The 25,981-nt window shown below is 52.7% G+C and carries 24 protein-coding genes and 2 tRNA genes; 8 read left to right on the top strand and 18 right to left on the bottom strand.

Annotation, left to right across the window (positions count from 1 at the left end):
* Window positions 1-109 precede the first annotated feature (109 nt).
* Window positions 110-1,234 carry an extracellular catalytic domain type 1 short-chain-length polyhydroxyalkanoate depolymerase gene (locus A6R74_RS07300; protein ID WP_064233856.1) on the bottom strand — a complete coding sequence of 375 codons (1,125 nt, stop codon included), beginning with the start codon at window positions 1,232-1,234 and terminating at the stop codon, window positions 110-112.
* Between the two features lie 93 nt (window positions 1,235-1,327).
* Window positions 1,328-1,744 (bottom strand): hypothetical protein, encoded by a 417-nt coding sequence (locus A6R74_RS07295; RefSeq protein WP_064233960.1) that lies wholly within the window; start codon window positions 1,742-1,744, stop codon window positions 1,328-1,330.
* A 201-nt stretch (window positions 1,745-1,945) separates the two neighbouring features.
* Here A6R74_RS07295 and A6R74_RS07290 point away from each other — a divergent pair, with 201 nt between their 5' ends.
* On the top strand, window positions 1,946-3,064 hold the full coding sequence (locus A6R74_RS07290; protein ID WP_064233854.1) for a glycosyltransferase family 4 protein: 1,119 nt from the start codon (window positions 1,946-1,948) through the stop codon (window positions 3,062-3,064).
* Complete coding sequence (locus A6R74_RS07285) at window positions 3,042-4,067, top strand: lysylphosphatidylglycerol synthase transmembrane domain-containing protein (RefSeq protein WP_064233852.1); 1,026 nt, start codon at window positions 3,042-3,044, stop codon at window positions 4,065-4,067. The genes A6R74_RS07290 and A6R74_RS07285 overlap by 23 nt, the downstream gene beginning before the upstream one ends.
* A 103-nt stretch (window positions 4,068-4,170) precedes the next feature.
* On the opposite strand, the gene sucD is transcribed toward A6R74_RS07285, so the two are convergent.
* The 9 genes from sucD to sdhC all read right to left on the bottom strand — a co-directional run bounded on the left by sucD (window position 4,171) and on the right by sdhC (window position 16,033).
* Window positions 4,171-5,043 carry a succinate--CoA ligase subunit alpha gene (gene sucD / locus A6R74_RS07280; RefSeq protein ID WP_064233850.1) on the bottom strand — a complete coding sequence of 291 codons (873 nt, stop codon included), beginning with the start codon at window positions 5,041-5,043 and terminating at the stop codon, window positions 4,171-4,173.
* Complete coding sequence (gene sucC, locus A6R74_RS07275; RefSeq protein ID WP_035577585.1) at window positions 5,043-6,209, bottom strand: ADP-forming succinate--CoA ligase subunit beta; 1,167 nt, start codon at window positions 6,207-6,209, stop codon at window positions 5,043-5,045. Before sucC ends, sucD begins: the two co-directional genes overlap by 1 nt.
* Before the next feature lie 179 nt (window positions 6,210-6,388).
* Complete coding sequence (gene lpdA / locus A6R74_RS07270) at window positions 6,389-7,828, bottom strand: dihydrolipoyl dehydrogenase (protein ID WP_064233848.1); 1,440 nt, start codon at window positions 7,826-7,828, stop codon at window positions 6,389-6,391.
* Between the two features lie 136 nt (window positions 7,829-7,964).
* Window positions 7,965-9,518: a 2-oxoglutarate dehydrogenase complex dihydrolipoyllysine-residue succinyltransferase gene (odhB, locus tag A6R74_RS07265; RefSeq protein ID WP_064233846.1), complete on the bottom strand. Its 1,554-nt coding sequence runs from the start codon at window positions 9,516-9,518 to the stop codon at window positions 7,965-7,967.
* 38 nt (window positions 9,519-9,556) lie between these two features.
* Window positions 9,557-12,391 carry a 2-oxoglutarate dehydrogenase E1 component gene (locus tag A6R74_RS07260; RefSeq protein WP_064233959.1) on the bottom strand — a complete coding sequence of 945 codons (2,835 nt, stop codon included), beginning with the start codon at window positions 12,389-12,391 and terminating at the stop codon, window positions 9,557-9,559.
* Window positions 12,392-12,799: 408 nt separating this feature from the next.
* A complete protein-coding gene (locus tag A6R74_RS07255) occupies window positions 12,800-13,510 on the bottom strand; it encodes a succinate dehydrogenase iron-sulfur subunit (protein WP_009287296.1) in 711 nt (236 codons plus the stop codon).
* 27 nt (window positions 13,511-13,537) lie between these two features.
* A complete protein-coding gene (gene sdhA, locus A6R74_RS07250; protein WP_064233844.1) occupies window positions 13,538-15,310 on the bottom strand; it encodes a succinate dehydrogenase flavoprotein subunit in 1,773 nt (590 codons plus the stop codon).
* 4 nt (window positions 15,311-15,314) lie between these two features.
* Window positions 15,315-15,662, bottom strand: a complete 348-nt coding sequence (gene sdhD / locus A6R74_RS07245) for a succinate dehydrogenase, hydrophobic membrane anchor protein (RefSeq protein ID WP_064233842.1) — start codon at window positions 15,660-15,662, stop codon at window positions 15,315-15,317.
* A complete protein-coding gene (sdhC, locus tag A6R74_RS07240) occupies window positions 15,656-16,033 on the bottom strand; it encodes a succinate dehydrogenase, cytochrome b556 subunit (RefSeq protein WP_205634159.1) in 378 nt (125 codons plus the stop codon). Before sdhC ends, sdhD begins: the two co-directional genes overlap by 7 nt.
* Window positions 16,034-16,536: 503 nt before the next feature.
* Here sdhC and gltA point away from each other — a divergent pair.
* Window positions 16,537-17,823 carry a citrate synthase gene (gene gltA / locus A6R74_RS07235; RefSeq protein WP_064233840.1) on the top strand — a complete coding sequence of 429 codons (1,287 nt, stop codon included), beginning with the start codon at window positions 16,537-16,539 and terminating at the stop codon, window positions 17,821-17,823.
* A 730-nt stretch (window positions 17,824-18,553) separates the two neighbouring features.
* Here gltA and A6R74_RS07230 read toward each other — a convergent pair.
* The 3 genes from A6R74_RS07230 to gltX form a co-directional block, all read right to left on the bottom strand.
* Window positions 18,554-18,629, bottom strand: a tRNA-Glu gene (locus A6R74_RS07230).
* A 63-nt stretch (window positions 18,630-18,692) separates the two neighbouring features.
* Window positions 18,693-18,768, bottom strand: a tRNA-Ala gene (locus tag A6R74_RS07225).
* Between the two features lie 160 nt (window positions 18,769-18,928).
* Entirely contained in the window at window positions 18,929-20,413 is a 1,485-nt protein-coding gene (gene gltX / locus A6R74_RS07220) for a glutamate--tRNA ligase (protein WP_064233838.1), read from the bottom strand.
* Window positions 20,414-20,716: 303 nt separating this feature from the next.
* Here gltX and A6R74_RS07215 point away from each other — a divergent pair, with 303 nt between their 5' ends.
* Window positions 20,717-21,241 carry a helix-turn-helix domain-containing protein gene (locus A6R74_RS07215; protein WP_205634158.1) on the top strand — a complete coding sequence of 175 codons (525 nt, stop codon included), beginning with the start codon at window positions 20,717-20,719 and terminating at the stop codon, window positions 21,239-21,241.
* A gap of 5 nt (window positions 21,242-21,246) precedes the next feature.
* Here A6R74_RS07215 and A6R74_RS07210 read toward each other — a convergent pair whose 3' ends face one another.
* Entirely contained in the window at window positions 21,247-21,843 is a 597-nt protein-coding gene (locus tag A6R74_RS07210) for a hypothetical protein (protein ID WP_064233835.1), read from the bottom strand.
* Window positions 21,844-21,987: 144 nt separating this feature from the next.
* On the opposite strand from A6R74_RS07210, the gene A6R74_RS07205 reads away from it, so the two are divergent.
* The 4 genes from A6R74_RS07205 (at window position 21,988) to A6R74_RS23065 (ending at window position 24,020) form a co-directional block, all read left to right on the top strand.
* Window positions 21,988-22,794: a sulfite exporter TauE/SafE family protein gene (locus A6R74_RS07205; RefSeq protein WP_082906616.1), complete on the top strand. Its 807-nt coding sequence runs from the start codon at window positions 21,988-21,990 to the stop codon at window positions 22,792-22,794.
* A 106-nt stretch (window positions 22,795-22,900) separates the two neighbouring features.
* A complete protein-coding gene (locus A6R74_RS07200; RefSeq protein ID WP_064233833.1) occupies window positions 22,901-23,404 on the top strand; it encodes a hypothetical protein in 504 nt (167 codons plus the stop codon).
* Window positions 23,385-23,552, top strand: coding sequence for a hypothetical protein (locus A6R74_RS22765; RefSeq protein WP_165603367.1), 168 nt, complete (start codon window positions 23,385-23,387; stop codon window positions 23,550-23,552). Before A6R74_RS07200 ends, A6R74_RS22765 begins: the two co-directional genes overlap by 20 nt.
* Before the next feature lie 333 nt (window positions 23,553-23,885).
* The gene (locus A6R74_RS23065) at window positions 23,886-24,020 is read left to right on the top strand and encodes a DUF4113 domain-containing protein (RefSeq protein WP_082906615.1); all 135 of its coding nucleotides are present in this window, start codon (window positions 23,886-23,888) and stop codon (window positions 24,018-24,020) included.
* Between the two features lie 40 nt (window positions 24,021-24,060).
* Here A6R74_RS23065 and A6R74_RS07195 read toward each other — a convergent pair whose 3' ends face one another.
* The 3 genes from A6R74_RS07195 to A6R74_RS22760 form a co-directional block, all read right to left on the bottom strand.
* Window positions 24,061-24,726 carry a hypothetical protein gene (locus tag A6R74_RS07195; RefSeq protein WP_064233831.1) on the bottom strand — a complete coding sequence of 222 codons (666 nt, stop codon included), beginning with the start codon at window positions 24,724-24,726 and terminating at the stop codon, window positions 24,061-24,063.
* The gene (locus A6R74_RS07190) at window positions 24,716-25,111 is read right to left on the bottom strand and encodes a hypothetical protein (RefSeq protein ID WP_125410289.1); all 396 of its coding nucleotides are present in this window, start codon (window positions 25,109-25,111) and stop codon (window positions 24,716-24,718) included. Before A6R74_RS07190 ends, A6R74_RS07195 begins: the two co-directional genes overlap by 11 nt.
* 13 nt (window positions 25,112-25,124) lie before the next feature.
* On the bottom strand, window positions 25,125-25,981 hold an 857-nt coding region (locus A6R74_RS22760; RefSeq protein ID WP_165603366.1), incomplete at its 5' end, for a hypothetical protein.

Here is a 25,981-nt window from a genome sequence, read left to right as displayed (position 1 = left end):
CTATTGTCAACTTTTATACATAATCAAAGTGTCTCTAATGTACCAGCGCGTCTCACCTGCGCTAACTTACTGACAGACTCGACATAACCTGAGAGGATATCGGCCAGTTCTATGACACTATCTGCCGATGCTGACAGAAGAACCGCAGCATTTCTCGGGTAGCGTCAGGGCCTTGAGGGTCGGTATAGCTGCCCTTTTTGCTGCCACCTGACCAAGCATGACCCGCCCCATGGACACGCCACTGCTCTAAGCATGGCTTACCCGAAGCATCACGGTGGGTGGTACAGGTGTAGCCGTGGCCATTGGCGACCTTCCCCTTCTCTACCGTCGCCCCTGCTTGACGCGATGTACTGTACTGGGCGGCCACACGATCCGCGTTGCTGGGGTGAACGGTCGTGTCGCGGTCACCATGAAAGATAATCGCTGGCACATTCGATGCCCATCCAGCTCCTTGTGCTTGGTTACCGCCACCGAGCGGCCCTGTGCCACCCTGCATTGCCCCTAAAGCATCGGGAAGGCTCTTGGCCACGCCGTGGGGTAGGCCAGAGTGCACTCCCACCGCGGCAAAGAGATCCGGGTAGGTCATTGCCAGTGTGGTCGCCATGGCGGCACCTGCCGAGAGCCCGGCCACATAGACACGGCCAGCATCGAGTCCATAGGTGTCGATGATCTGGCGAGTCATGCCCGCCAAAATTGCCGGCTCACCGCCCTCGCGTTGCTGGTCTTCGGCTTTGAACCAGTTCCAGCACTTAGAGTGGTTGGCGGTCATCGGCTGAGCAGGATAAAGCACGCAACACGGCTGCTCTTCGGCCAGTCGGTTCATTTCGGTGCCAGCAGCGAAATCGTCAGGATTCTGAGTGCAGCCATGCAGCATAACCACCAGTGGCAACGCTTGCCCGTGATAGCCGCTAGGCACATACAGTTTATAATCACGCGTGCCTACTCGATTGCTGAAACTACCCGCCGTGAAGGTGCCCGTAGCAGATCGTGCCTCCGACGCAGGCTTCGTTCCCGTGTCTTGTTTACCAACAACCTCCCAGATCCCATCGAAGGTATTGCCGCCCTGGTAAACATTATTTGGCGATTCTGAACGTCTAGTTTCTGTACTTCTAGTTTCTGTACTTCTCGCTTCGGGCACGCTGCCCTGGAGGAGAGCCATGGCCTCGTGCAGTTTTCCCGCGCGCGTGAGCCGCGTCGCTTCTTCCATTCGCTTCGTCATAGTGGCATCGATCATTTTCAATATCCTTATTCAATGATTACATGTGTGATTGCTTGTGCGTGATTGCTTGTGCATGACTGAGCAGTACTAAACAGAGTGGTAACTCACTCAGTGAATGCGATCCACCAGAGCGGCCTTAACGGCTTTACTGGCATTTAAAGCCCCCAACACCACCACCGATTCGATGGTGGCAAGGGCAAGCTCCGGCGTTACATCATCGGCAATGCTAGCCATACCCAGCACCTGAATCTGCAACATCTCCCCGGCCGACTTTAGGGCTTCTAGATCGGCGCGACTGTAGTGCTCAAGCCCGAGTACAAACGACTTGCGAGTGACCGTCTCTCTGACGACATCAGCATGTTTCACCAATTGATTGCGAATGGCTGTTCGGATCAGATCGGTTCGGTTGGAGTAAAACCCTTCCTGTACCAGCAGATCGATCTGCCCCAGATCAACCACACCCAGATTGATAGTGATCTTCTCGCTGGAGTCGCCGCCCTTGCGGCGCAGTTCGTGCACGCTCATGTGTGAAGCCTCGTTGTGCTTGTCATTGAACATCTCATTGGCACTATAACACTCAAAAAGACTCCATGCACCATCCATATGGATGGTATTTATACTATCTTAGCTTCAGAACTAGCCCTGCGCACCGGTTCAGGTGTCGTCGAACTGACTTATTTCTCCTTTATGGTGAAACGATGACACTTTGTAGGGTTGGAGGTTAGCTTGCACATTGCCGATGTGACGATGTTTCATGCCCCCGCCAGCGGCGGCGTGCGTACCTATTTGCAGGCCAAGCATCGCGTTTTTTCGCGCATTCCTCAGCTGCGTACCAGCCTGCTGGTGCCGGGTGCGGAGCGCGATAGTTTGGGCGATCATCATACCTTACCGGCACTACACCTGCCCCTGGGCCAGGGCTACCGTTTTCCGCTACGTCGTTCGCCCTGGCGCGATGCCTTGGTTGATTTAAAACCTGATCTTATTGAAGCCGGTGACCCGTACGTAACAGCATGGGCTGCGCTGGCCGCGGGTCAACGCCTTAACGTGCCGGTGGTGGGCTTCTATCACTCCGACTTGCCACGCTTGATGGGTGACCGCTTTGGGCGCTACGTAGAAAGACGCCTAATACGCTATGTCACAGCGCTTTATAGCCAGTTTGATAGCGTGCTGGCTCCCTGTAACGCCATGGCTAACCGGCTGCGGGATTGGGGTGTCGATAACGTTCGCGTTCAGCCGTTGGGCGTCGATTTGACGCAATTTAATCCCCAGCAGCGTGACTCGGCTTTCCGCCACGCCATGGGCATACCCAACGATAAGAAGCTGCTGATCTTTGTGGGACGTAACTCCCGCGAGAAAAATATTGATGTGCTGATGGCGACGATGCGCCAGTTGGATAGCGATTACCATTTGCTGCTAATGGGCCCTGGCATGCCGCATCAGGTTCCCAGCAACGTCACCATTGTGGATCGCTGCTGCGGCGCCCATGAGGTGGCTAAAGCCCTGGCCAGTAGCGATGCGCTGCTACACGCAGGCACCCGCGAAACCTTCGGTTTAATTGCCCAAGAGGCGATGGCCAGTGGCCTTCCGGTAATAGCGGCAAATGCAGGCGCGCTGGCAGAAAACGTGCCGCTGGGGGCGGGTATTTTATGCAAACCGCTTGATCCAACTGCCATGGCTGAGGCGTGTGTGGCGCTGTTTAGTAATGACGTGGCCACCAGCGGGCGCTATGCGCGTCGCCATGTGGAGCGCCATTTTAACTGGGATAGCGTTATCCATTCACTGCTTGAGCATTACCAGCACCTTTGCCACGGCAGCCAACCTCATGTACTCAACCAACACCACTAATCGTCGCCAGCGACTCAAGTGGCGACCCATCCATGGCGTAATGATTGCCTTGGCTCTGATGGCGCCGCTGGTGTTCACCGCCTGGTTGGGTGGTGCTGAGGCACTGCAGCGCGTCAAACAGTTTCCGCTCGGATTGTTGCTATTGATGCTGGTAATGGCCTTTGCGTGCTGGAATCTCAATGCGGCGAGGCTGCGTTTGATGCTGGGCGGCCGCGCAGGCAGGCTAGGACAACGCGGCGCTCTTGGTATTGAGCTGGCGTCTAAGTTTGCGCTATGTGCCACCCCAGGCGGCAGCGGTGGCCCTGTCACCCTACTGATGCTGCTTGCCCAACGCGGCTTTCCGCCCGCCAAAGGCGCGGCGATGTTTCTGATTGACCAAGGTTGTGACCTGCTGTTCTTTCTGACGATGCTGAGCGGCCTGGTGCTGTTTTCGCTGCTCAGCGACACCCAGTGGCCGCATCAATCGCTGGTGCAATGGGCGCTGGTCGGTTTAGCCCTTATGGCAACATTGGTGATTATGGTAATGCGCTATTTACCCAGCCTACTGCGTTCATCTAGAGCGGGTATGCCATGGCCAAGCCGCTATCGGCGGCGCTGGCTGACACGGCGCCTATTACGCTGTCGGCATGCGTTAAAGGTGACGCTTGAGCTACCACGCTCCACGCTATTCGCTATGATGTTGCTGACCACTGCCCACTGGCTGATGCGCTACAGCTTGCTCTATTTGGCAGTAGTGGGGGTAGGCGGTCATGCGGATTGGATGTGGACATTTCTCACCCAAATGCTGGCCATGGCGGCCAGCCAGTTCAGCTTTCTGCCCGGCGGCGCAGGTGCTGCGGAAGTGGGCGTGGGTGGCCTGTTACTGCCGTTGATGGAACGCGATCAGGCCGCTGCAGCAGTGCTGGTATGGCGGCTGGTGAGCTACCATCTTTATTTGGCGGCAGGTGCACCGCTGTTTATGCTGTATAGCTACCGAATGCTGCGTCACGCGCCGACGCCATAGCAAGATTAACCATAGCAACATTAGCCATAGCAACATTAAATGCGCAAAAAAATAAGGGCGCCCCTAGGGGCGCCCTTATAGCGTGCAGCTTGACGTCAGTGACTTACCAGCCAGTGACTTCTTTCAGCGCATCGCCGATTTCTGCCAAAGAGCGCACGGTTTTAACACCAGCGTCTTCAAGAGCAGCAAACTTCTCGTCAGCGGTGCCTTTACCGCCAGAGATGATTGCGCCCGCGTGGCCCATACGCTTGCCAGGAGGTGCAGTCACACCGGCAATGTAGGAAACCACTGGCTTAGAAACGTTGGCCTTGATGTAAGCCGCCGCTTCTTCTTCAGCCGTACCACCGATTTCACCGATCATCACGATGGCTTCGGTTTTCGGATCCTTCTCGAACATCTCAAGGATGTCGATAAAGTTGGAACCCGGAATCGGGTCGCCGCCGATGCCTACACAGGTAGACTGGCCAAAACCGTGATCAGTCGTTTGCTTAACGGCTTCATAGGTCAAGGTACCAGAGCGAGACACGATACCTACGCGGCCCGGCTGGTGAATGTGACCTGGCATGATGCCGATTTTGCATTCGCCTGGGGTGATAACACCGGGGCAGTTCGGGCCGATCAGACGTACGCCCAGCTCGTCGCACTTCACTTTGGCTTCGAGCATGTCTAACGTGGCGATGCCTTCGGTGATGCACACAATCAGCTTGATACCGGCGTTAGCCGCTTCAAGGATTGAGTCTTTACAGAACGGTGCCGGTACGTAGATAACGCTGGCTTCCGCGCCGGTTTTCGCTACCGCTTCTTTCACGGTGTTGAAAACGGGCAGACCGAGGTGCTCTTGGCCGCCTTTGCCCGGCGTAACACCACCGACCATCTTCGTGCCGTAGGCAATCGCCTGCTCGGAGTGGAACGTACCTTGGCCGCCGGTAAAGCCCTGGCAGATGACCTTGGTGTTCTTATCGATCAGGATGCTCATTACTTGCCCTCCGCCGCTTTAACGACCTGCTGAGCCGCGTCGGTCAGACTAGTAGCCGCGATGATGTTCAGACCGCTAGATGCTAATTTCTCAGCACCCAATTCGGCGTTATTACCTTCCAGACGTACGACAACCGGTACGTTAACACCGACCTGCTCAACGGCACCGATAATGCCTTCAGCAATCATGTCGCAACGTACGATACCGCCGAAAATGTTAACCAATACGGCTTTAACATTGTCATCAGACAGGATGATTTTGAACGCTTCTGCTACGCGTTCCTTGGTGGCGCCACCGCCAACATCCAAGAAGTTAGCCGGCTTGCCGCCGCTCAGGTTAACGATGTCCATGGTGCCCATCGCCAAACCTGCGCCGTTAACCATGCAGCCGATGTTGCCATCAAGCGCGACATAGTTAAGTTCCCACTTCGCCGCATCGGCTTCGCGCTGATCTTCTTGCGAAGGATCACGCATCGCCTGCAGGTCAGGGTGGCGGTATAGCGCGTTGCTATCCAGACCCAGTTTGGCGTCGAGGCAGTGCAGGTTGCCTTCGTCGGTAATAACCAGCGGGTTGATTTCTAGCAGTGCCAGGTCTTTGTCGTGGAACAGCTGAGACAGACCTAAGAAAATCTTGGTGAACTGCTTGATCTGGTCGCCTTTCAGGCCCAGAGCAAAGGCTAGCTCACGCGCTTGGTACGGCTGTGCGCCGACCAGCGGATCAATTTCGGCTTTAAGAATCTTTTCCGGCGTCTCTTCTGCAACCGTCTCGATCTCAACACCACCTTCGGTAGAGGCCATAAAGACCACGCGACGGGTAGTGCGGTCGACAACGGCACCGAGATACAGCTCGTCGGCGATGTCGGTGCAGGTTTCAACCAAAATCTTGGCAACCGGCTGACCTTTTTCGTCAGTCTGGAAGGTGACCAAGTTCTTGCCTAACCACTTTTCAGCAAAGGCTTTGGCTTCAGCCGGGTCTTTAATCAGCTTAACGCCACCCGCTTTACCACGGCCACCAGCGTGCACCTGGGCTTTAACCACCCACATGTCACCACCGATTTTTTTGCAAGCCTCTTCGGCTTCTTCGGGAGTGTCGACTGCAAAGCCTTTAGACACTGGTAAACCATAATCGGCAAACAGCTGTTTACCTTGATACTCGTGAAGATTCATCGATTCATGCCATTGGTTGCATGTGACTCGAACGATGATCAGTTTTCTTTTAAGAACCGTCTTACAAGGACGGTCTTAAAAGAGCTGGTCATCCCCGTTCTTTCGATCTTTGTGGATTAACACAAAGCCGAAAGTTTGCGCCACCCTTAAAAGGTGGCGCTTCGTTGTTGCTGACTGAATTACTTACGCTTCTTGCGGTTGGCCATATGAATCGCGTGGCCTTCAACCGCAAGCGCTGCTTCGTGAACAGCTTCCGACATGGTCGGGTGCGCGTAGCAGGTTAGGGCCAGGTCTTCGGCGCTAGAACCGAATTCCATGGCAATCACGCCTTGGGCGATCATCTCGCCCGCGTGCTGACCCACGATATGCATACCGAGAATACGGTCAGTTTCCGCATCGGCGATAATTTTGGCACTGCCTTCGGTGGCGTTGTTAGCCATCGCGCGGCCGCTTGCCGCGAACGGGAAGGTGCCGGTTTTGACTTCGATGCCTTTCGCTTTAGCGTCTTGCTCGGTCATACCCACCCATGCAACTTCTGGGTAGGTGTAGATAACGCTAGGAATGGTGTCGTAGTTCATCTCGGCCTTATGGCCAGCGATGATATCGGCCACCATAATGCCTTCTTCAGAGGCTTTGTGCGCTAGCATCGGGCCACGCACACAGTCACCGATGGCGTAAACGCCTGGCACATTAGTACGACACTGGTCGTCAACAAAAATAAAGCCACGCTCATCCAGCTCAACGCTAACACCGTCGGCAATGACGCCTTTGGTGTAAGGACGGCGGCCAACGCAAACGATGAGCTTATCAAAAGTCATCTCTTGTTCGCCGTTGGCATCGGTGTACTTAACAGTCACCTCTTCACCATTGACCTCAGAACCGGTAACGCGAGCGCCCAGCTTGATGTCCAGGCCCTGCTTCTTGAGAAGCTTCTGGGTCTCTTTCGCAACGGTGGTATCTACCATCGGCAGGAAGGAGTCCATGGCTTCAAGTACAGTGACTTCAGAACCTAAACGGTTCCATACGCTGCCCAACTCAAGACCGATAATACCGGCACCGATGACGCCCAAACGCTTCGGCGTCTCAGTAAATTCCAGTGCACCGGTAGAGTCAACAACCAAACCTTCAACTAACGGGGTCGGTGGAATTTCCACCGGCACTGAGCCCGCGGCGATAACGATGTTGTCGGCATCATAAGTGGTGGCATTGCCGTCGCGGTCGGTAACTTCAACCTGCTTGCCCGATACCACTTTACCGGTACCTTCGATAGCAGTAACGCCGTTGGCCTTGAACAGGCCAGAGATGCCGCCGGTCAAGTTCTTAACGATCTTGTCCTTACGCGCCATCATTTTGGTAACGTCCATGGAGACGTCGCCTGCCTGGATCCCCATATCGTCGAAATCGTGCTTGGCCTCAACGAACTTGTGGGATGCTTCAAGCAGTGCTTTAGAAGGGATACAGCCCACGTTTAAGCAGGTGCCGCCGTGGACAACGTTGCCTTCTTTACCGATCCATTTTTCAATACAGGCCGCTTTTAGGCCCATCTGTGCAGCACGAATGGCGGCGACGTAACCACCAGGGCCGGCACCGATAACGATCACATCAAACTTATCAGCCATGTTGGCTCCTTTAGCTTGCTGGCCCCTCGCCGCGATAACGCAAACCGGGCGAGAGGCTGTGTGCAATTGCAGATATATCCTGGTTAAGCAGTAGCGTAATCAATCACTATTACAATCAATACGACGCTTATGCTTCTTAGATATCCAGCAGTAGACGCGCCGGGTCTTCCAGCAATTCTTTGAGCGTGACCAAGAATTGAACGGCGTCTTTGCCGTCGATCATACGGTGGTCGTAAGAGAGCGCCAGATACATCATTGGGCGAATCTCGACCTTGCCGTTAATGGCCATCGGACGATCCTGAATTTTGTGCATGCCCAGAATGGCGGTTTGCGGCGGGTTGATGATCGGGGTCGACATCAATGAACCGAAGGTTCCGCCATTGGTGATGGTAAAGGTGCCGCCGATCATGTCATCCATGCCCAGCTTGCCGTCACGACCACGCTTACCGAAATCGACAATGGTGCGCTCGACATCAGCAATTTTCATGCTGTCGGTGTCACGCAGTACCGGCACGACCAGACCACGGTCGGTGGAAACGGCAACGCCGATATCCTGGTAACCGTGATAGACGATGTCGGTGCCGTCGATAGAGGCGTTCACATCCGGATAACGCTTGAGCGCTTCTGAAGCTGCCTTAACAAAGAAGCCCATAAAGCCCAGCTTGATATCGTGAGCTTTTAGGAACGTATCTTTGTATTGCGCACGCAGGGCCATGATTTCAGTCATGTCCACTTCGTTGTACGTGGTCAGCATCGCCGCGGTTTGCTGCGCCTGCACCAGACGCTTGGCGATGGTCTGACGCAGGCGGCTCATCGGCACGCGTTTCTCGACACGTTCGCCTTCCGCAACAGGCGTAGCAGCGGCTTTAGCCGGGGCCGCAGACTTTGCAGACTTCTTGGCAGAGCCGTCTTTGACCGCTTTCTGAACGTCTTCTTTCAAGATGCGGCCACCTTTGCCGGTGCCCTCGATCTTGGCAACGTCTAGGTCGTGCTCGGCAACCATTTTACGTGCTGCAGGGGCGAGGATTTTGTCACCGACTTTCTCATCGGCGCCATCGTCATCGCTGCTGCCTGCTTTAGCAGGTGCTGAATCGCCGTCGCTTTCGCTACCACTATCGCCACCGGCGCCTTCGGTAAACACGGCCAGAATCGCTTCGGATTCGACCTGGCTACCCTCTTCGGCTTTAATTTCAGCCAGGGCGCCGTCTGCCGGTGCAACCACTTCCAGCACTACTTTGTCGGTTTCGATGTCGGCCAGCACGTCGTCGCGCTTGACCGCTTCGCCGACCTTTTTGTGCCAGGTCGCTACCGTGCCTTCCTGGATAGACTCAGGGAAGCTGGGGGCTTTTACGTCGTGCTGCTTGCCACCGCCGTTACCGCCGCTGGCAGGCTTTTCTTGCTTCTCTTCTTTCGGCGCTTCAGAAGAGCTCTCTTCTTTGCTGCTAGACGCGCTGCCTTCACCGATTTTGCCCAGCACCTGCTCTGACGCAACGGTATCGCCCTCTTCGGCCATCACGTCGGTCAGGGTACCCGCTTCCGGTGCGACGACTTCTAGCACCACTTTGTCGGTTTCGATCTCAACAATCAGCTCGTCACGCTCAACGCTATCACCCGGCTTTTTATGCCACGCCGCCACTGTGCCTTCGGCAACGGATTCCGGAAAGGTTGGCGCTTTGATCTCAGTAGCCATGTCGTTTCCCTTATGTGTTCTCTAAATCCGGTGGTCGCTTATAAATTAAAAGCGTCTTCCACCAGCTGGCGCTGCTGTTCAGTGTGGACGGACATATAGCCCGCTGCAGGAGCAGCAGAGGCGGGACGTCCGGCAAATTTCAACTCGCGACCGAGGCCATCTTTCAGCATATCGGCCACCGCACGCATATTGTGCTGACTGGAGTACCAAGCGCCCTGATTAAGCGGCTCTTCCTGGCACCACACAATGTCTTCTACGTTGATATAGTCTTGCAGCGCTTCCAGAAGCTCTTCTTTCGGGAAGGGGTATAGCTGCTCAATACGCACGATTGCCGTGTCGTGACGCTCATTCTCGGCGCGCCACGCGGCTAAGTCGTAGTAGACCTTGCCAGCACATAGCACAACGCGGGTGACCTTTTCTGGCGCAAGATCCGCTTGGTCGGCGAGTACCATGTGGAACTTGCCGTGGGCGAGATCTTCAAGGCTCGACGTCGCTTCTTTGTGACGCAGCAGCGATTTAGGTGTCATTACCACCAGCGGTTTACGCAGAGGGCGAATCACCTGACGACGCAGCAAATGATAAATCTGCGCTGGCGTAGTGGGGACACACACCTGCATATTGTGCTCAGCACACATTTGCAGGAAGCGCTCCAAGCGCGCCGAAGAGTGCTCGGGCCCCTGGCCTTCGTAGCCGTGAGGCAGCAGCATGGTTAAACCACACACACGGCCCCACTTGGTTTCACCCGATGAGATGAACTGATCCACGACCACTTGGGCGCCGTTAAAGAAGTCACCAAACTGGGCTTCCCAGATCACCAAGTCATTTGGCGCGGTGGTTGAGTAGCCATACTCAAACGCCAGCACCGCTTCTTCCGAAAGGAAGGAGTCATGGATGGTGAAACGCGGCTGGCCATCGGCCATGTTCTGCAGCGGCACATAGGTGGTGCCATCTTTCTGGTTATGCACCACCGCATGACGGTGGGAGAACGTACCGCGGCCCACGTCTTGCCCGGTAATCCGGATCGGGTGGCCCTGCTCTAGCAGCGTGGCGTAGGCCAGCGTTTCCGCAAAGCCCCAGTTAAGTGCCAAACCACCGGCCTGCATTTTACGCCGATCTTCATAAATCTTGGCCACTTGGCGCTGTACTTCGACGCCATCCGGCACCTCGCACATGCGTGCCGCTAGCTGCTGCAGACGCTTCATATCAAACGTCGTGTCGGCATCGCCAGACCATTCGTGGCCCAGGTAAGGTGCCCAATCAACGAACAGCGAAGCGTTGGGCTCTTGCACCAATGCATTGGCAACGTGGTTACCTGCCACTAGATCATCACGATAGGTTTCGACCATCGCTTTAGCGGACTCTTCTGAGAGCACGCCCTGCTCAACCAGGCGCTTGGCATATAGCGAGCGCGCAGAGGGATGATCTTTGATCTTGGCATACATCATCGGCTGCGTGCCTGACGGCTCGTCAGCTTCGTTGTGGCCACGACGACGGTAGCAAACGAGATCGATTACCACGTCCTTTTTAAACTGCTGGCGATAGTCGAGAGCGACTTGGGTGGCGTGCAGCACTGCGTCCGGGTCATCGCCATTGACATGAAAAATAGGCGCTTGAACCATCTTGGCAATATCAGTGCAGTATTCGGTAGAGCGCGCATCCAGCGGATGCGAGGTGGTGAAGCCCACTTGGTTGTTGATCACAATGTGGACGGTGCCACCGGTTTTATAAGCACGGGTCTGGGACATCTGGAATGTCTCCATCACCACGCCTTGACCGGCAAACGCCGCATCGCCGTGGACGTTGATCGGCAGCACCTTGCTACCCTCTTCGTCGTTACGGCGATCCTGGCGGGCACGTACCGAACCCTCTACGACAGGTGCGACAATTTCCAGGTGCGATGGGTTAAACGACATCGCCAAATGGACTTCGCCGCCCGGGGACATGACGTTTGAACTGAAACCCTGGTGATACTTCACATCGCCTGAGCCGCGCTCGATGACTTTCTTACCGTCAAACTCATCAATCAAGTCAGCTGGGTTTTTACCCAAAATATTGACCAACAGATTGAGTCGCCCACGGTGCGCCATACCGATGACCACTTCCTTGGTGCCATAACCGCCGGCACGCTGGATAAGTTCGTCCATCATCGGCACAAACGACTCACCGCCTTCCAGACCAAAACGCTTGGTACCTGGATACTTGGATGCCAGGTAATTCTCCAAACCTTCGGCGGCCGTCAAACGCTCCAGCACGTGCTTACGCACGTCAGCGCTAAAATCAGGCGCACTGCGTACCGACTCAAAACGCCGCTGCAACCAGCGCTTCTCTTCGGTATCGACGATATGCATGATTTCGCAGCCGATGGAACGGCAGTATGTGCGCTCCAACGCGTCCACGATGTCACGCAATGGCGCTTTGTCGATGCCTAAAAAGAAAGAACCGGTTTGGAACTCGGTGTCCAGATCAGCTTTTGAGAGCTGATGAAAGGACAGATCGAGATCAGGGACGGGGGTGGGATTACGCAGTCCTAGCGGGTCAATATTGGCCTTTTGATGGCCACGGAAGCGGTAAGCGTTAATCAGCTGCAGGACTTTTACCTGCTTTTTGTTTTCACCGCTATCGGCAGCGGCGACTACACGGCCTGGACGACTTTCGCGCCCCAACTGGTAGAACTGATCACGGACTGGGCTTAGTGGTACATCGTGGGAGGCACTGCCCTCGGGACGCGGCAACTGGTCAAAATAGCTGCGCCATTCGTCAGGGACAGACTCAGGATCGGCGAGGTACTGCTCGTAAAGCGCTTCCACGTAGTGAACATTACCGCCACTTACGTGAGAGGAACGCCACATCAACTCCATTATGCCTTGTTGCATCTCTCGGTCACCCTGCACTGATGGGGTGGTATCGGTATCGTCGCAAAGGTGCGGCGACATCGCTATTGCCCTGCCGGCGGGGCGGGACATTTGCCGGCGGCGCCGGCCAACGGCCGGAAACCCTGTTCGTCTAGCTCTTCATTATCTAACACTTCATGCCGCATCTAGCGATCACTCAGTGTTTCTAACGGTCATACGGTGTTTCTAGCGGTCATACGGTGTTTCGTCTTCAGTTCATGCTCGAAAGCCGGTACCTCAGGCACCGGCTTTCAAACTTGTCTGATCAGCGGTGCGACGTGACGCCGCACCGCGTGACAGACCCTATGATAACAAGCGAAGCGCCATGATTTAAGTGGCATTATCACCCAACTTAAGTGGCAGGCGCTTTTTTACTCATATGTCATAGGCTTAGGTAGCGTCAGCGAGTAACATTTCGCGAATTTTACCAATCGCACGAGTAGGGTTAAGGCCTTTTGGGCACACCGCTACACAGTTCATGATGCCACGGCAACGGAACACCGAGAACGGATCTTCCAGGTTGCTCAACCGCTCACTGGTGGCCGTGTCACGTGAATCAGCCAGGAAACGGTAAGATTGCAGCAGCCCAGCAGGCCCCACGAACTTCTCTGGGTTCCACCAGAACGACGGGCACGACGTTGAACAGCATGCGCATAGAATACACTCATACAAGCCATCTAGCTTGTCGCGTTCTTCCGGCGACTGCAGGCGTTCAATAGCAGGCGCAGGGGTGTCGTTCTGCAGGTACGGCTGAATACGCTCATATTGCTTATAGAACAGACCCATATCCACGACCATATCGCGAATAACTGGCAAGCCCGGTAGTGGTCGCAGGGTCAGCTTGTTGTTTTTGACAACGTCTGACAGCGGCGTGATACATGCTAGGCCGTTTTTGCCGTTCATGTTCATGCCGTCGGAACCGCAGACACCTTCACGGCAGCTGCGACGAAACGCCAAACCGCTGTCTTGTTCCTTCATCATATGAAGAACATCCAGCACCATTACATCGCGGCCTTTGGTATCGACCTGAAACTCCTGCATGTAAGGTGCGGAGTCGGTTTCCGGATTGTAGCGATATACGGACACCTGAAGATTGGACATAGTGACTCCCTCTCGTCTATGCGGCGTTTAGTAGGTACGAACCTTAGGCTCGAACGTATCCATGGTTTTCGGCTTGAAGTTTACGTCGCGTTTTTTCAGCTCTTTCGTCGCTGGGAAGAACAACGAGTGCTTCAGCCAGTTAACGTCATCACGGTCTGGATAGTCATAGCGCGAGTGGGCGCCGCGGCTCTCTTTACGCTCAAGGGCAGCGATCGCCGTCGCTTCAGCCACTTCCATCAAGTTATCAAGCTCAAGTGCTTCGACACGGGCAGTATTGAAGGCATTGGACTTGTCAGGCAGATAAGCATTAGAAATGCGCTCACGCAGCAGTGCTAGCTTATCGACGCCTTCCAGCATGTTTTTCTCTTCGCGGAATACGCCGAAGGAGGTCTGCATGATTTCCTGAAGCTCAGCCTTCAACTCAGGAATGCTTTCGCCGCCTTCAGACTCATTCCAACGCGTAATGCGCTTCATGGCCGTCTCAATGTCAGACTCGGAAGCATCCAGGTACTCAATACCTTCGTTCAGCGCGCCTTCGATAAACATGCCAGCGGCACGCCCAAAGACCACCAGATCCAGCAGTGAGTTACCGCCCAAGCGGTTGGCACCGTGAACCGACACGCACGCCGCTTCACCACAGGCAAATAGACCGTTAACGATATGATCGTTACCGTTTTCATCCATGGTAATCGCCTGACCATGAATGTTGGTCGGAATACCGCCCATCATGTAGTGACAGGTCGGTACAACCGGGATCGGATCTTTCGCTGGATCGATATGTGCAAAAGTCTTAGAAAGCTCAACGATACCGGGTAGGCGCTTGCCAAGGACTTCTTCACCCAGGTGGTCGAGCTTCAGGAAGACGTGGTCGCCCTTCTCGCCGCAGCCGCGGCCTTCCAGAATCTCCATGACCATCGAACGAGCGACAACGTCACGGCCCGCCAAATCTTTGGCGTTGGGCGCATAACGCTCCATAAAGCGCTCACCGTCTTTATTGATCAGGTAGCCACCCTCACCGCGACAGCCTTCTGTGACCAGCGTGCCCGCACCGTAGATACCGGTCGGGTGGAACTGCCACATTTCCATGTCCTGCATCGGGAAGCCCGCACGCAGCGCCATGCCAATGCCGTCACCGGTGTTGATCAACGCATTGGTCGTAGAGGCGTAAATACGCCCGGCACCACCGGTGGCCAGTACCGTGGCCTTGGATTTAACGTGCACTACTTCGCCGGTTTCGATACACATGGCAATACAGCCAACCACGTCACCACTGGCATTTTTGACCAGATCAACCGCGTACCACTCGTTTAGGAACACGGTGTTGTTCTTCAGGTTGTTCTGATAAAGCGTGTGCAGTAGCGCGTGGCCGGTACGGTCAGCCGCGGCACAGGTACGTGCTGCCTGACCGCCTTCACCAAAGTTCTTCGACTGACCACCAAACGGGCGCTGATAGATGCGGCCATTGTCTAAACGAGAAAACGGCAGGCCCATATGCTCAAGCTCAAATACCGCTTTCGGGCCTTCAGAACACATATACTCCGCCGCGTCCTGGTCAGCGATATAGTCGCCGCCTTTAACGGTGTCGTACATGTGCCAGCGCCAATCGTCATTTGGATCATCAGACGCGATTGCGCAGGTGATACCACCTTGGGCGGAAACGGTGTGAGAGCGTGTTGGGAACACTTTTGATAACACGGCCGTCTTTTTACCGGACTTCGCCAGTTCTAGAGCGGCTCGCAGGCCAGAGCCACCGCCACCAATGATAATGGCGTCAAACGTCAGGCTACGCAGATTAGACATGTAATCAAGCTCCCCACAAAATTTGAATGCCCCACACCAAGTACACGAAAATGCCCAGGATGATGACAGCTTGGGCACCCACGCGCAGGCGAGTGGACTTGAGATAGTCGGTGGTGACGGTCCACAGACCGATCCAGGCGTGTGCCGCTATGGCGATAAAGGCCAATAGCGAGAAAATCCGCATCCACGTCTGGCTGAATAGACCGCTCCACGCGTAGTAGTCGAGGTTCGGATTAAACAGCAGGAAGGCAACGATAAAGACCGTGTAGAGGGCCAAAATAACCGCAGAAACGCGCTGCATCAGCCAGTCGGAAAGCCCACTACGGCCAAAACTTGTAATGTTAGTTACCATACCCAAACTCCTGCCAGAATAATCAGAACGGCGCTGACCACTATGGTGATCTGCGCTTTTTTAACGCCGCCTTCGAGGGTTACTCCAATGTCGGCATCCATCAGCAGGTGCTTGATACCCGCTACAAAGTGAAATGCCAATGCGGATAACAGCCCCCAAGCGATCAACTTAGCCAAGAAGTTATTGGCCAGCGCATCGCTGACGGCGTCGAAACCCGCCGGAGATGACAAGGACTTACCCAGCGCCCAAAAAGCGAAAATCAGGCCAACGAACAGGATGACACCCGTGATGCGGTGTGTAATCGATGTCAATGCAGGCAGCGGAAAATGTATGGTGGAAAGGTCTAGGTTTACGGGTCGTTTACTATTCACGGCTTTGTACACACTCTCTTGGTCCGCTCTGAGACAGGTCGGGCATAGCCCGAGCGGGCGGTGGTTTCGGGAAGGGGCTCGGCCGTTGCCAAGTTGGGCACGACCTCCTACCTGCCGGTCGCGCGCCGTAGATTATAAGAACCTTCGCCCTCGCTTACAAACCGAACTCAGGTCTAACTCGACTATGGTGCAAGAAAATTGTCTTCATCCTGAGTCGATTTTGCGCTGCAGCATGGTTATAGTGGCAAGAGACTAGCAGTTTGATAAGCCTGTTAACATCTTATGTTAGAATGCAGGCAAAAATCTCTGGCGTTTTGCTACACTGCACGCCCTCTCATCATATACAAAAATTACTCACAACAACAATGTTTGTACAACACGTGGCTAGCGCTTAGGCTAATTGACAAAATGTCGCACACTTCTATAGTGGGCAAGCCTTTTCGCCGGCGCGGTATGCGCAGCAATGACTTTACGTCCCAACCCGAATTCGAAAGGAGGCCAGCATGGCTGACAGGAAAGCGACATTGACGGTAGACGGTCTGGATAAACCGATCGATCTACCCATGTATTCCGGCACACTTGGCCCCGACGTCATCGACGTCCGCGGCCTAGGTGCTGAAGGCCTGTTCACCTACGACCCCGGCTTTATGGCCACCTCTTCCTGCCAGTCTGCCATCACTTATATTGATGGTGGCAAGGGCGTGTTGCTTCACCGCGGCTACCCCATTGACCAACTGGCAAAAGAGTCTAATTTCGTAGAGGTGTGCTACACCCTGCTGTTTGGTGAGCTACCCAACGATGAGCAGTACGCGGATTTTGAATCGCGCATTCGTAACCACACCATGGTTCACGATCAAATCAATAACTTTTTTAAAGGGTTCCGCCGCGACGCGCACCCGATGTCCATCCTGTGCGGTGTTGTAGGCGGCTTAGCGGCTTTCTACCATGACCATATGGACATCACTCAAGAAGAAGACCGTGTTATCAGTGCGATACGCCTGATTGCTAAAATGCCTACGTTAGCGGCGATGTCGCACAAATATAATGTCGGCCAGCCTTTTAACTACCCACGCAACGATCTGACCTATGCAGAGAACTTCCTCTACATGATGTTCAGCAACCCGTGCGAAGAGTACAAAATCAACCCGGTATACGCGAAAGCCATGGATCGCATCTTTATGTTGCATGCGGATCATGAGCAGAACGCCTCCACCTCAACAGTACGCCTGGCAGGCTCCACCGGTGCCAACCCATTCGCCTGTATTAGCGCAGGTATCGCGGCCCTATGGGGACCCGCTCACGGCGGCGCCAACGAAGCCGTCCTGGCCATGCTTGACGAAATCGGCGAAGACTCCGAAGAAAACATCCAGCGCTTTGTTGATAAGGCCAAAGACAAAGACGACCCGTTCAAGCTAATGGGCTTCGGTCACCGCGTTTATCGTAACTTTGACCCGCGCGCCAAGGTAATGAAGGAGACCTGCGACGAAGTACTCGCAGAGCTTGGCATGGCCGACGACCCGCAGCTCAAAATTGCTAAGCGCCTTGAGCAGATCGCCCTTGAAGATGAGTACTTCATTGAGCGTAAGCTGTACCCGAACGTCGATTTCTACTCGGGCATCATCTTGAAAGCGATGGGCATCCCGACCAATATGTTCACCGTGATTTTCGCTGTATCACGCACCATTGGCTGGATTTCCCATTGGCACGAAATGCTCAGTGAAAGCTACAAAATTGGCCGTCCGCGTCAGCTCTATATTGGCCATGACAAGCGTGACTACCCAAAAAAATAAAGCATCCCCTCTTTTGACAGTACGATCAAAGGCCACCTTCGGGTGGCCTTTTGCGTATGGGCTGTTTAACGCTATGACGCATAGGCCAGCAACGCACCATCACCTGCGCTCACGATCTACCGCCCTCCTCCCATCAAGCATCGAGTTAACTCACCCTTTAGAGGCCGCCCTGTACCCTTGTTGAGCATGGTTTGCACACATGGCACATCGTTGGTAAAGGTAGCTGGTCAACATAGCCCGTTGATATCGTCAGGCGAATCGACGATAGGTTCCGCTTGTTAGCCTTTTGCTTTACCTCTTTTGAATCACTCATTGGGCTAAATCGCTACTATTAAAAGCGCTAAAGCAGCCCTATTATCGCTTGACTTTTTATCTTCTGAACCTGGGCCAGGGTTTTCCACACTATCTGTGGATAACCCTGTTCACAACCACTTCAAAACGTCCCGAAATCGCCATGGGCAGTGGGCCAGCCTTAAATTGGTCATTTTTTAACCTAACTTAAGTGATTGTTTTTAAACAATTTAAGTTCTGTTAAAGATTTTTTGCGCCAACAACAAGGGGTTGTGCACAACCCTTAAACCAGAATCGCAAAAGTGGACAAGTCAAGCACAAAATCGTCCAAAAATTGACGATTTGTAGCTTTTTCGTGAACGACAGGAACGCAAAAAGCCAGCGAATGAGAGGGCTCATTGCTAGAGAGATAAAACAATTAGGAAGAGTATCTGAGTAGTGGCGTCCCATAGGGGGTTCGAACCCCTGTTACCGCCGTGAAAGGGCGGTGTCCTAGACCACTAGACGAATGGGACGTAAATCGAGCCGCTTCGCAAAAACTATTAATGAAAAGCTATTTCTTAAAAACCATCACTAATTGGTGGAGCCTAGCGGGATCGAACCGCTGACCTCAACACTGCCAGTGTTGCGCTCTCCCAGCTGAGCTAAGGCCCCACATGTCGCGAAGACGGAGCGTATAATACTGATTATCCTGCCCTTCGTCAACTGCAAAAGCGCCAATTTCATAAGAATAAGAAATTGGCGCTTACGCTTTAACAATCGAGGTTAGGCGATTTCACGAAACTCTTTTACAGAGCTATTTCACAGAACTATTTCACGAAGCAATTTCACGAAATTCTTTTTCAAAGCGCTTCGCCTGTTTTTTCGAGACGCCGCCAAATACCTCTATCGCACTGCGCAGGCGTGCCCGTGTAACGTCTGATCCTAGAATCGCCATGGCATCCATCACTGAGGTACTGGACGTGCTACCAGTAATGGCAATAAACACCGGTGCCAGGAAGGCCTTCATTTTTAAATCAAAATGCTCGGCCAGTATTTTCACTTCGCTCAGCAGCGCCTCTTTGTGCCAAGCTGAAACGCCCTCGAATCGCCAGACAAGGAACTGGAGCAGTTTGACCAGCTCGTCTTCCTCAAGCTTAACGCTATCAAACGACTCCTTTGTTAACGGCGGAAGGCCTGAGAAGAAGTGCCCTGCCAGTGGCATGACCTGGGCGAGTGTCTCTACCCGTGGCCGTACCTGCGGCAGTATCTGCTTAACATAGGCTTCATTGAAGGCCCACTCGCGCAGCGCGCTCAGCAAGGCATCGTCGTCCAGGTCTTCTCGGATATACACACCGTTCAGCCAGGTTAGCTTCTCCAGGTCAAACACTGGGCCACCTAACGAGACGCGCTGGACGTCGAACTCATCCATCATCTCTTGCAAGCTGAATTTCTCGCGTTCATCGGGCATGGACCACCCCATCCGCCCCAAATAGTTGGTAACGGCCTGGGGTAAAAAGCCCATCCGACGGTAGTAATTGATGGACGTCGGGTTCTTACGCTTCGAGAGTTTGGATTTATCCGGGTTACGTAGCAGTGGCATGTGACAAAGTTGCGGCATTTCCCAACCAAAATACTCGTACAGCAATTGGTGCTTTGGTGCGGAGTTAATCCACTCTTCCCCACGCAACACATGGGTAATTTGCATGAGGTGGTCATCAACAACGTTTGCTAGGTGATAAGTAGGCATGCCGTCTGATTTAAGCAGAATTTGCGCATCCACTTGCGCCCACTCCACTTCAATAGTGCCGCGCAGCATGTCATCGACGACGCAAACGCCTTCAGCAGGGACATTCATACGTACCACGTAAGGCCAGCCTTCCTGTTCACGGCGTGCTTGCTCTTGGCTTTCCAACACTAAATCAGCGGGCTTCAATGCCAAGTGCAATCCCGCTGCTTTACGGGTTTCACGCAGCTCATCCAGCTCTTCACTAGTGCGGTAGCATTTAAACGCATGCCCGGCATCCAGCAGCTGCTGGGCATATTGGGCGTAAATATCGCCACGTTCGCTTTGCCGATAAGGGCCGTGGGGGCCACCAATGTCTGGGCCTTCATCCCACTCAAGCCCCAGCCAACGCAGCGAATCGAGAATCATCTGCTCCGACTCAGACGTAGAACGCACACGATCAGTGTCTTCAATACGTAGAATAAATTGACCACCATGCTGACGCGCAAAACACAGGTTAAAAAGCGCAATGTAGGCCGTGCCAACGTGGGGGTCGCCAGTGGGAGAAGGTGCGATGCGAGTACGTACGGTCATGAAAACGTCCTATTGGCAAAAATGCATGGCGATATTATACGCACCTTAGGCGCAACCAACAGCGTTGCCTAGGGAACGACTAGCGCAGGAAAGCGTCAGAGAAATTAACTCAACGTTATTTGTCCACTAATGCGCGCTAAAGCACAATCGCTTAGTATGGTTCTGCTGCAACATCTTGGGCGCATACCCCAAGCTTAAGACAGACCAATAATGTATGTTTATAGAGCCACTATCTATATTAGCAAAGATTATTATAGTGGAAGACATTCAACGAGCTTGTTAGCTCATCATCAGGAAGACGAAATGGAATCGCTAGGCTCACGTATCAAGCAACTGCGGCTTAGGGCCAAGCTCAACAAAGCTGCCCTCGCACGCAAAGTTGGCGTGTCAGATGTCACCATTTCTTATTGGGAATCTGGGGCGATCAAGCAGATCGGTCACGAACGCCTTGTCGCGCTCGCTGATGCACTCGACTGCTCCCTGGCAACACTATTGGAAGGTGACAGCGCACCCGAGCTATTAACGTTGACCCACACTGGTCCCCTCCCCTGGGAACAGGTGCAGGCAACTACCATTAAGGTGCCCAGTCACCTCCCGCTGAACATCGACTGGAAAGCACCGTGCGTAATGGCAACACCTGCCCAAGGAACAGATTTTGCACCCGTTAACGCTGGTGACCTTCTGCTACTTGGGCCGACCCATGTGTTTCACAAAGCGGGCCACTATGTAGTGCAACGCGACGATCGTTTCGTCATTGAGCACTTCGCCAAAGCCCCGAGCGACACATCGATTCATGCAGTACTGTTAGCCCATTGGCATCCTGCCTAAAGCGTCTACCTCCCCGGACTCTCTAGCACCTCCACCTGGTCACGCGTTTGTCTTGGCTCACTCCCCACCAAGAAGCGACGTGAGTAGGTGGCCACTTGGCCCAGCCCATGGCGGGATTGGCTTACCAGCTCTCCCGCCAGGTGCTGGCCCTCGTGGCCAATACGCGCCTGAACGGCTTCCGGCTGCACACTGCCTTCGGAAACCTCAATCTGCACTGTATAGCCGCCATCGGGGAAGCCACTGCCAGGACCAAATGGCCCCGCTGCAAACACACCATTCTCTACACGTGTCCGCTCCCGCCAACGCCCGCTGCTGAGCTCGCGTTCGACAATAATCTGCACCAGCGTCTCATCAGGTAAATTGCTTTCGCCCTCGACCATTAAACGTCGATCGCTGCGCAGCGATACATGCGCCGTTATCTCGACGATAAGCGGCTCAACGTCTTCCGCCTCGGCAACCTCTGTCTCGGCAGCTGTCGGCTCGGGGGCTGACGTTTGCTCTGCGGTTGACACCGACTCACTCGGCTCGTCTGTTTCGCCACAGCCCGCCAGTAGCGCAACGGTTATCATCAACACGCCAACACTGCTTATTACATTGCGCATACACACTCCGAAATATTACTTGTTCTGCAGCTTACCACTGCATAGCTGCCACCACAGTGGAATACTTGTTTTGCCCCCGCTACATGCGCCGCTTCCGGTACAATGTGCTTATCATGCTAACAAGACATTTTAGGAGCAGCGGCTTTGGACATCATTTGGTGGTTGGCCTATGTAGCACTGGGCGGTTTTGTAGGCTTAATGGCGGGGTTATTGGGAATTGGCGGTGGCGGCATTATGGTGCCGATTCTCACCTCCCTTTTTGTACTCCAAGGCGTGCCTCACGAACACCTGGCCCACTTGGCCTTAGGCACCGCCATGGCGGCCATCATTCCCGCCTCTACCGCTAGCTTGTTCTCCCACCACCGGCACGGAGCCGTTCGCTGGGACATCGTGCGCTTTATTACCCCAGGCATATTAATCGGCACTTTTTTGGCGACCTTTATCGCTGCGCTGATTCCCACCCGTGGCCTGGCCATCTTTTTCGCCTGCTTTATGGTGCTAATGTCACTCCAGATGCTGGCAAACATCAAGCCCAAACCCAGCCGCGGCCTACCCGGCCCTATCGGCGTCAGCGGTGTGGGCCTGGGCATCGGCAGTATTTCCGCGCTTGTCGCCATTGGCGGTGGCTCACTCACAGTGCCCTTCCTCACCTGGTGCAACGTCAAGCTACCCCGCGCGATTGGCACCTCTGCAGCCGTAGGGCTACCGATTGCCGTTGCCGGGGCGCTGGGCTACATCATCAACGGCTGGTCTATCCAAGGGCTGCCCAGTGCGGCGCTCGGCTACGTTTACCTGCCTGCGCTACTGCTAATGGCACCCTTCAGTATTTTTACCGCCCCTATTGGGGCCAAGTTAGCTCATAGGCTACCCGTCAAACTCCTCAAACGGGTATTCGCTTTTATGCTGATGGGGTTGGCACTGCAGATGGTGTATGCGGTGTTTACGGCGTGAGGCTACCCCTGCAATATTAGAATAGAGACGCGGTAAGGCGTTGCCAGGTAAAAGGAAAGCAGCGCATTTCCATGCCATAATGTTCTGCCCGTTTTTAGGAGGCGGCATGGGCATTATTTTTGGTAATAGGGAATTTATTGACGAAACCACTATCCCAGGGGCACAGGTTCAGCATTTTTCGCTGGCGGGTACTAACTACGGCGCGTTATTTATTCCCCGTCCCGCATGGGACGATAACACCGCTCTGAAAGTGTCACAGAAACTAGGCATTGAGATCCCAGAAGATGCCTACGAGATCAAATTTGATACGCTTGATAGCCTATTGGACGATAACCCAGCCCATGGCTACCGTACTCGATATCAGTTAGGTCTAGCCCCTTATTCCTTAACTGAGTTGAATCTACTCGGCTCGGGCTTGCTAGAGTCCATTAGCCTGTTTGATCAAGATATGCAGGGCTCGGGCTATTATGGCTGTGCCGTTGATGACAATACTCAGCTGTGCCACTATTACAGAAGGCTTTACAGACGCTATGGAGCTTATTTCCTAGCTAGCGGTCTAACGCCCTATACCTCCCAGAGAGGAACATGCTATGCATTTATACGCGAATGAACACATCACACAGCAGCGCAAGGCGGCAACCATTGAGGCCGCACGTAAGCGCTATCTTGCTGCAAAACGGCAAGGCAATGTGAAAGTCAGCCTGAGCGCTGAAGAAGCACAGAAACGCGCCCAGAAGTCCGTTTTTCGCCTGTCCTAATTGTTAGCTTCAAAACAAAAACCCCCGGCCACTCCACATGGTCGGAGGTTTTTATTGCCGCATTATTCTGGCGAAACGTTTCCGCAACGCGTGCTCTTAGGCGACACCTTCAATATGGCAAAGTTTGGCTAAGTTGCCAACAAGTTATTTCCCGTTACGCAATGTAACGTTCACCTGCACCATCCAACACCTCGCCTGCCTGACTGACCCCTTAAATTGCTGCACGGTCGCAAAACAGCCCTAACTACCTCGGCCAACAATTGGCGACAACGGAAGCCCAATCAGATAGACACACCGCAAACAGAAGAAGAACGCCAGCGCAGCCAAAAGCTAATGGCCACCATGGACGCGCTGAATGAGAAGATGGGAAAGGGAACGGTACGCCTGGGCCTTCCGGAAAAGAACGCCCCCTGGCACCTACGCTGCGCGAACCGAAGCCCGCGCATACTACGAATTGGGATAAGTTGATGCGGGCGTATACGGCTGGGGGGCGGTTAATCAAAAAGACTTAAACACTTTTTCTATTTCTTGCAGACTTATCAAGTTGCCTTTTGAAAAAATTAATTGGTATATGAGCTACAGTATACATTTCTCCCGTCGCATGATGTTTATGTTCAGTAAAAAAACCGCTGAATGTATTAAGACTTCCAAGGTTAACTTTCTTAAACCCATCGAAATCATGCTCCGGGGCCTTCTCAAAAACGAATTTATCCCAGCCAAGCACACATCTATCCAACCTTTCTTTAAAATTATATATCAGCACACCCCCATGCTGTTCAGTTTTACATGCATTAGAATATCTAGTACAAAGCTGTAACAAGCCTTCAAATACGTAGCCATTATCAGTATCATCACTCAGTATTTTAGCCTCTCCAACCCATTTCAAACGATTTATTGTATTAGCAATAACTATATCAGCATTACCACCACCGGACTGCTTCATTCCTATGTTTGCATTAAAGGGCCTAAGGTAGTTAACAATACTATGGGTTATGCTGTCTTCAGCTCCCTCACTGGAATAAATTATATTATTAGAAGTTTGGCATATCATTTTTACATATTCTATAAGTCCGTAAACGCCCTCAACAAAAGTATCATAGTCTTGAGAACTCCTTACCTTAGCAGCCGCTATATGAGCCGGATCCTCTTGATAGAACGAAACATCATTGCTCACTTTTGAGAACCCCTTCTGCCAACACAAACCTTCTAATAACTTTGGGTTTAAAATTAAAATCCTCTTTACCGGTAAACGGATTTATCATAAAGTTTGTACTTAGTGCTTCAGAGACATCATATTCTGAAATCGATTCAAACTCACCATCTTCAACAAAATAATATTTAGGCATTAAGATACTGGGTGGCAAATTACATAACGCCTCAACCAGTAATGGCAACTTATAAGAGTCATCTAAACCTAGGATCTTTGATAAAGAATAAGTTGAATAATCCAAATTAGCCCATCTAGACTTCTCATACGACTCAACAGATTCTTCAAAACGAGTGAGCTCCTCTGAAAAAAGATCAGCGATAAAATCGTTCTCACTTTTGAAAATCTGCATTATTTTCATTTTATCAAACCGCATAAGGAAGCGTTTTGGACATCATGAAATTATAGTCGCTATTGTTGTAACAGCCAAAAATTTTTATTTGATCAATCTTAGGTGATAAACTATCTAAAATCCTGGGCGAGCCAAAAACTTCAACCCCAGCTTCGTAATTACCCACAGAACCACTGATCCCCCATATTTTTCTAATTGCATATGGTCTGAAATTGTAGTTTATCGCCTGAGACCCAGAACCATGATATAACTCATCACGAAGATCAGCTCTATCATAAGGTTTAGTTTCTTTTTTATTACCATTTTCATCAGCTTCGAAATAGAACTTTGTGACTTTATCTGTCCCATTAACATGCTTATCCTGATAAAGAGGCATAATACATGGATAAAAATTCTTTTTTTCAATTGCTCTGCTTGTCCCGACAGAATGTCTAATTTTTTTATACATAGAAGAAAATGCTTCTTCTTTGGAAAAATTAGTCATATTATTACTACTGGCATTAGTCAGTCTTACTTCGCAAGTACCGTCACTAACATCAATTCGCAACACATCAATACTGAGCAAATCATTTAAAGTGTAGGCAGCAATTTTTTCTAAACCAGAAAGCCTATGTCTAGTTGACTGAGTCAGATCATTGGCATTAAGGTCAACACGCTCACGCACCCTTCTTTTAGAGCCTAAATAAACAGAGTAAATATCTCCATTGGCTTCTATACTTGCAGTATAATAATCATTATTTGATATAGCACTAGCAGAAGGAAGATTTGGAAATCCATCTTTAAATGGATTGTTTGAGGAAAAATCAGTATAAAACCAACTGACAAGAGAGCCTGCCTCAGAAGGACTAAGCGCGCGCTCAATAACTAAGT

Origin of the sequence: Halomonas sp. ALS9, assembly GCF_001651035.1 — a bacterium.
Classification (GTDB): Bacteria; Pseudomonadota; Gammaproteobacteria; order Pseudomonadales; family Halomonadaceae; genus Vreelandella.
The sequence above is the reverse complement of the archived record's forward strand: the minus strand, read 5'-3'. Positions and strand labels throughout refer to the sequence as shown.

Coding starts and splice junctions, on each gene's coding strand:
- A6R74_RS07300 (WP_064233856.1), bottom strand. CDS start 1,234: ATGATCGATGCCACTATGACGAAGCGAATGGAAGAAGCGACGCGGCTC.
- A6R74_RS07295 (WP_064233960.1), bottom strand. CDS start 1,744: ATGAGCGTGCACGAACTGCGCCGCAAGGGCGGCGACTCCAGCGAGAAG.
- A6R74_RS07285 (WP_064233852.1), top strand. CDS start 3,042: ATGTACTCAACCAACACCACTAATCGTCGCCAGCGACTCAAGTGGCGA.
- sucD (WP_064233850.1), bottom strand. CDS start 5,043: ATGAGCATCCTGATCGATAAGAACACCAAGGTCATCTGCCAGGGCTTT.
- sucC (WP_035577585.1), bottom strand. CDS start 6,209: ATGAATCTTCACGAGTATCAAGGTAAACAGCTGTTTGCCGATTATGGT.
- lpdA (WP_064233848.1), bottom strand. CDS start 7,828: ATGGCTGATAAGTTTGATGTGATCGTTATCGGTGCCGGCCCTGGTGGT.
- odhB (WP_064233846.1), bottom strand. CDS start 9,518: ATGGCTACTGAGATCAAAGCGCCAACCTTTCCGGAATCCGTTGCCGAA.
- A6R74_RS07260 (WP_064233959.1), bottom strand. CDS start 12,391: ATGCAACAAGGCATAATGGAGTTGATGTGGCGTTCCTCTCACGTAAGT.
- A6R74_RS07255 (WP_009287296.1), bottom strand. CDS start 13,510: ATGTCCAATCTTCAGGTGTCCGTATATCGCTACAATCCGGAAACCGAC.
- sdhA (WP_064233844.1), bottom strand. CDS start 15,310: ATGTCTAATCTGCGTAGCCTGACGTTTGACGCCATTATCATTGGTGGC.
- sdhD (WP_064233842.1), bottom strand. CDS start 15,662: ATGGTAACTAACATTACAAGTTTTGGCCGTAGTGGGCTTTCCGACTGG.
- gltA (WP_064233840.1), top strand. CDS start 16,537: ATGGCTGACAGGAAAGCGACATTGACGGTAGACGGTCTGGATAAACCG.
- gltX (WP_064233838.1), bottom strand. CDS start 20,413: ATGACCGTACGTACTCGCATCGCACCTTCTCCCACTGGCGACCCCCAC.
- A6R74_RS07215 (WP_205634158.1), top strand. CDS start 20,717: ATGGAATCGCTAGGCTCACGTATCAAGCAACTGCGGCTTAGGGCCAAG.
- A6R74_RS07210 (WP_064233835.1), bottom strand. CDS start 21,843: ATGCGCAATGTAATAAGCAGTGTTGGCGTGTTGATGATAACCGTTGCG.
- A6R74_RS07200 (WP_064233833.1), top strand. CDS start 22,901: ATGGGCATTATTTTTGGTAATAGGGAATTTATTGACGAAACCACTATC.
- A6R74_RS22765 (WP_165603367.1), top strand. CDS start 23,385: ATGCATTTATACGCGAATGAACACATCACACAGCAGCGCAAGGCGGCA.
- A6R74_RS23065 (WP_082906615.1), top strand. CDS start 23,886: ATGGCCACCATGGACGCGCTGAATGAGAAGATGGGAAAGGGAACGGTA.
- A6R74_RS07190 (WP_125410289.1), bottom strand. CDS start 25,111: ATGCAGATTTTCAAAAGTGAGAACGATTTTATCGCTGATCTTTTTTCA.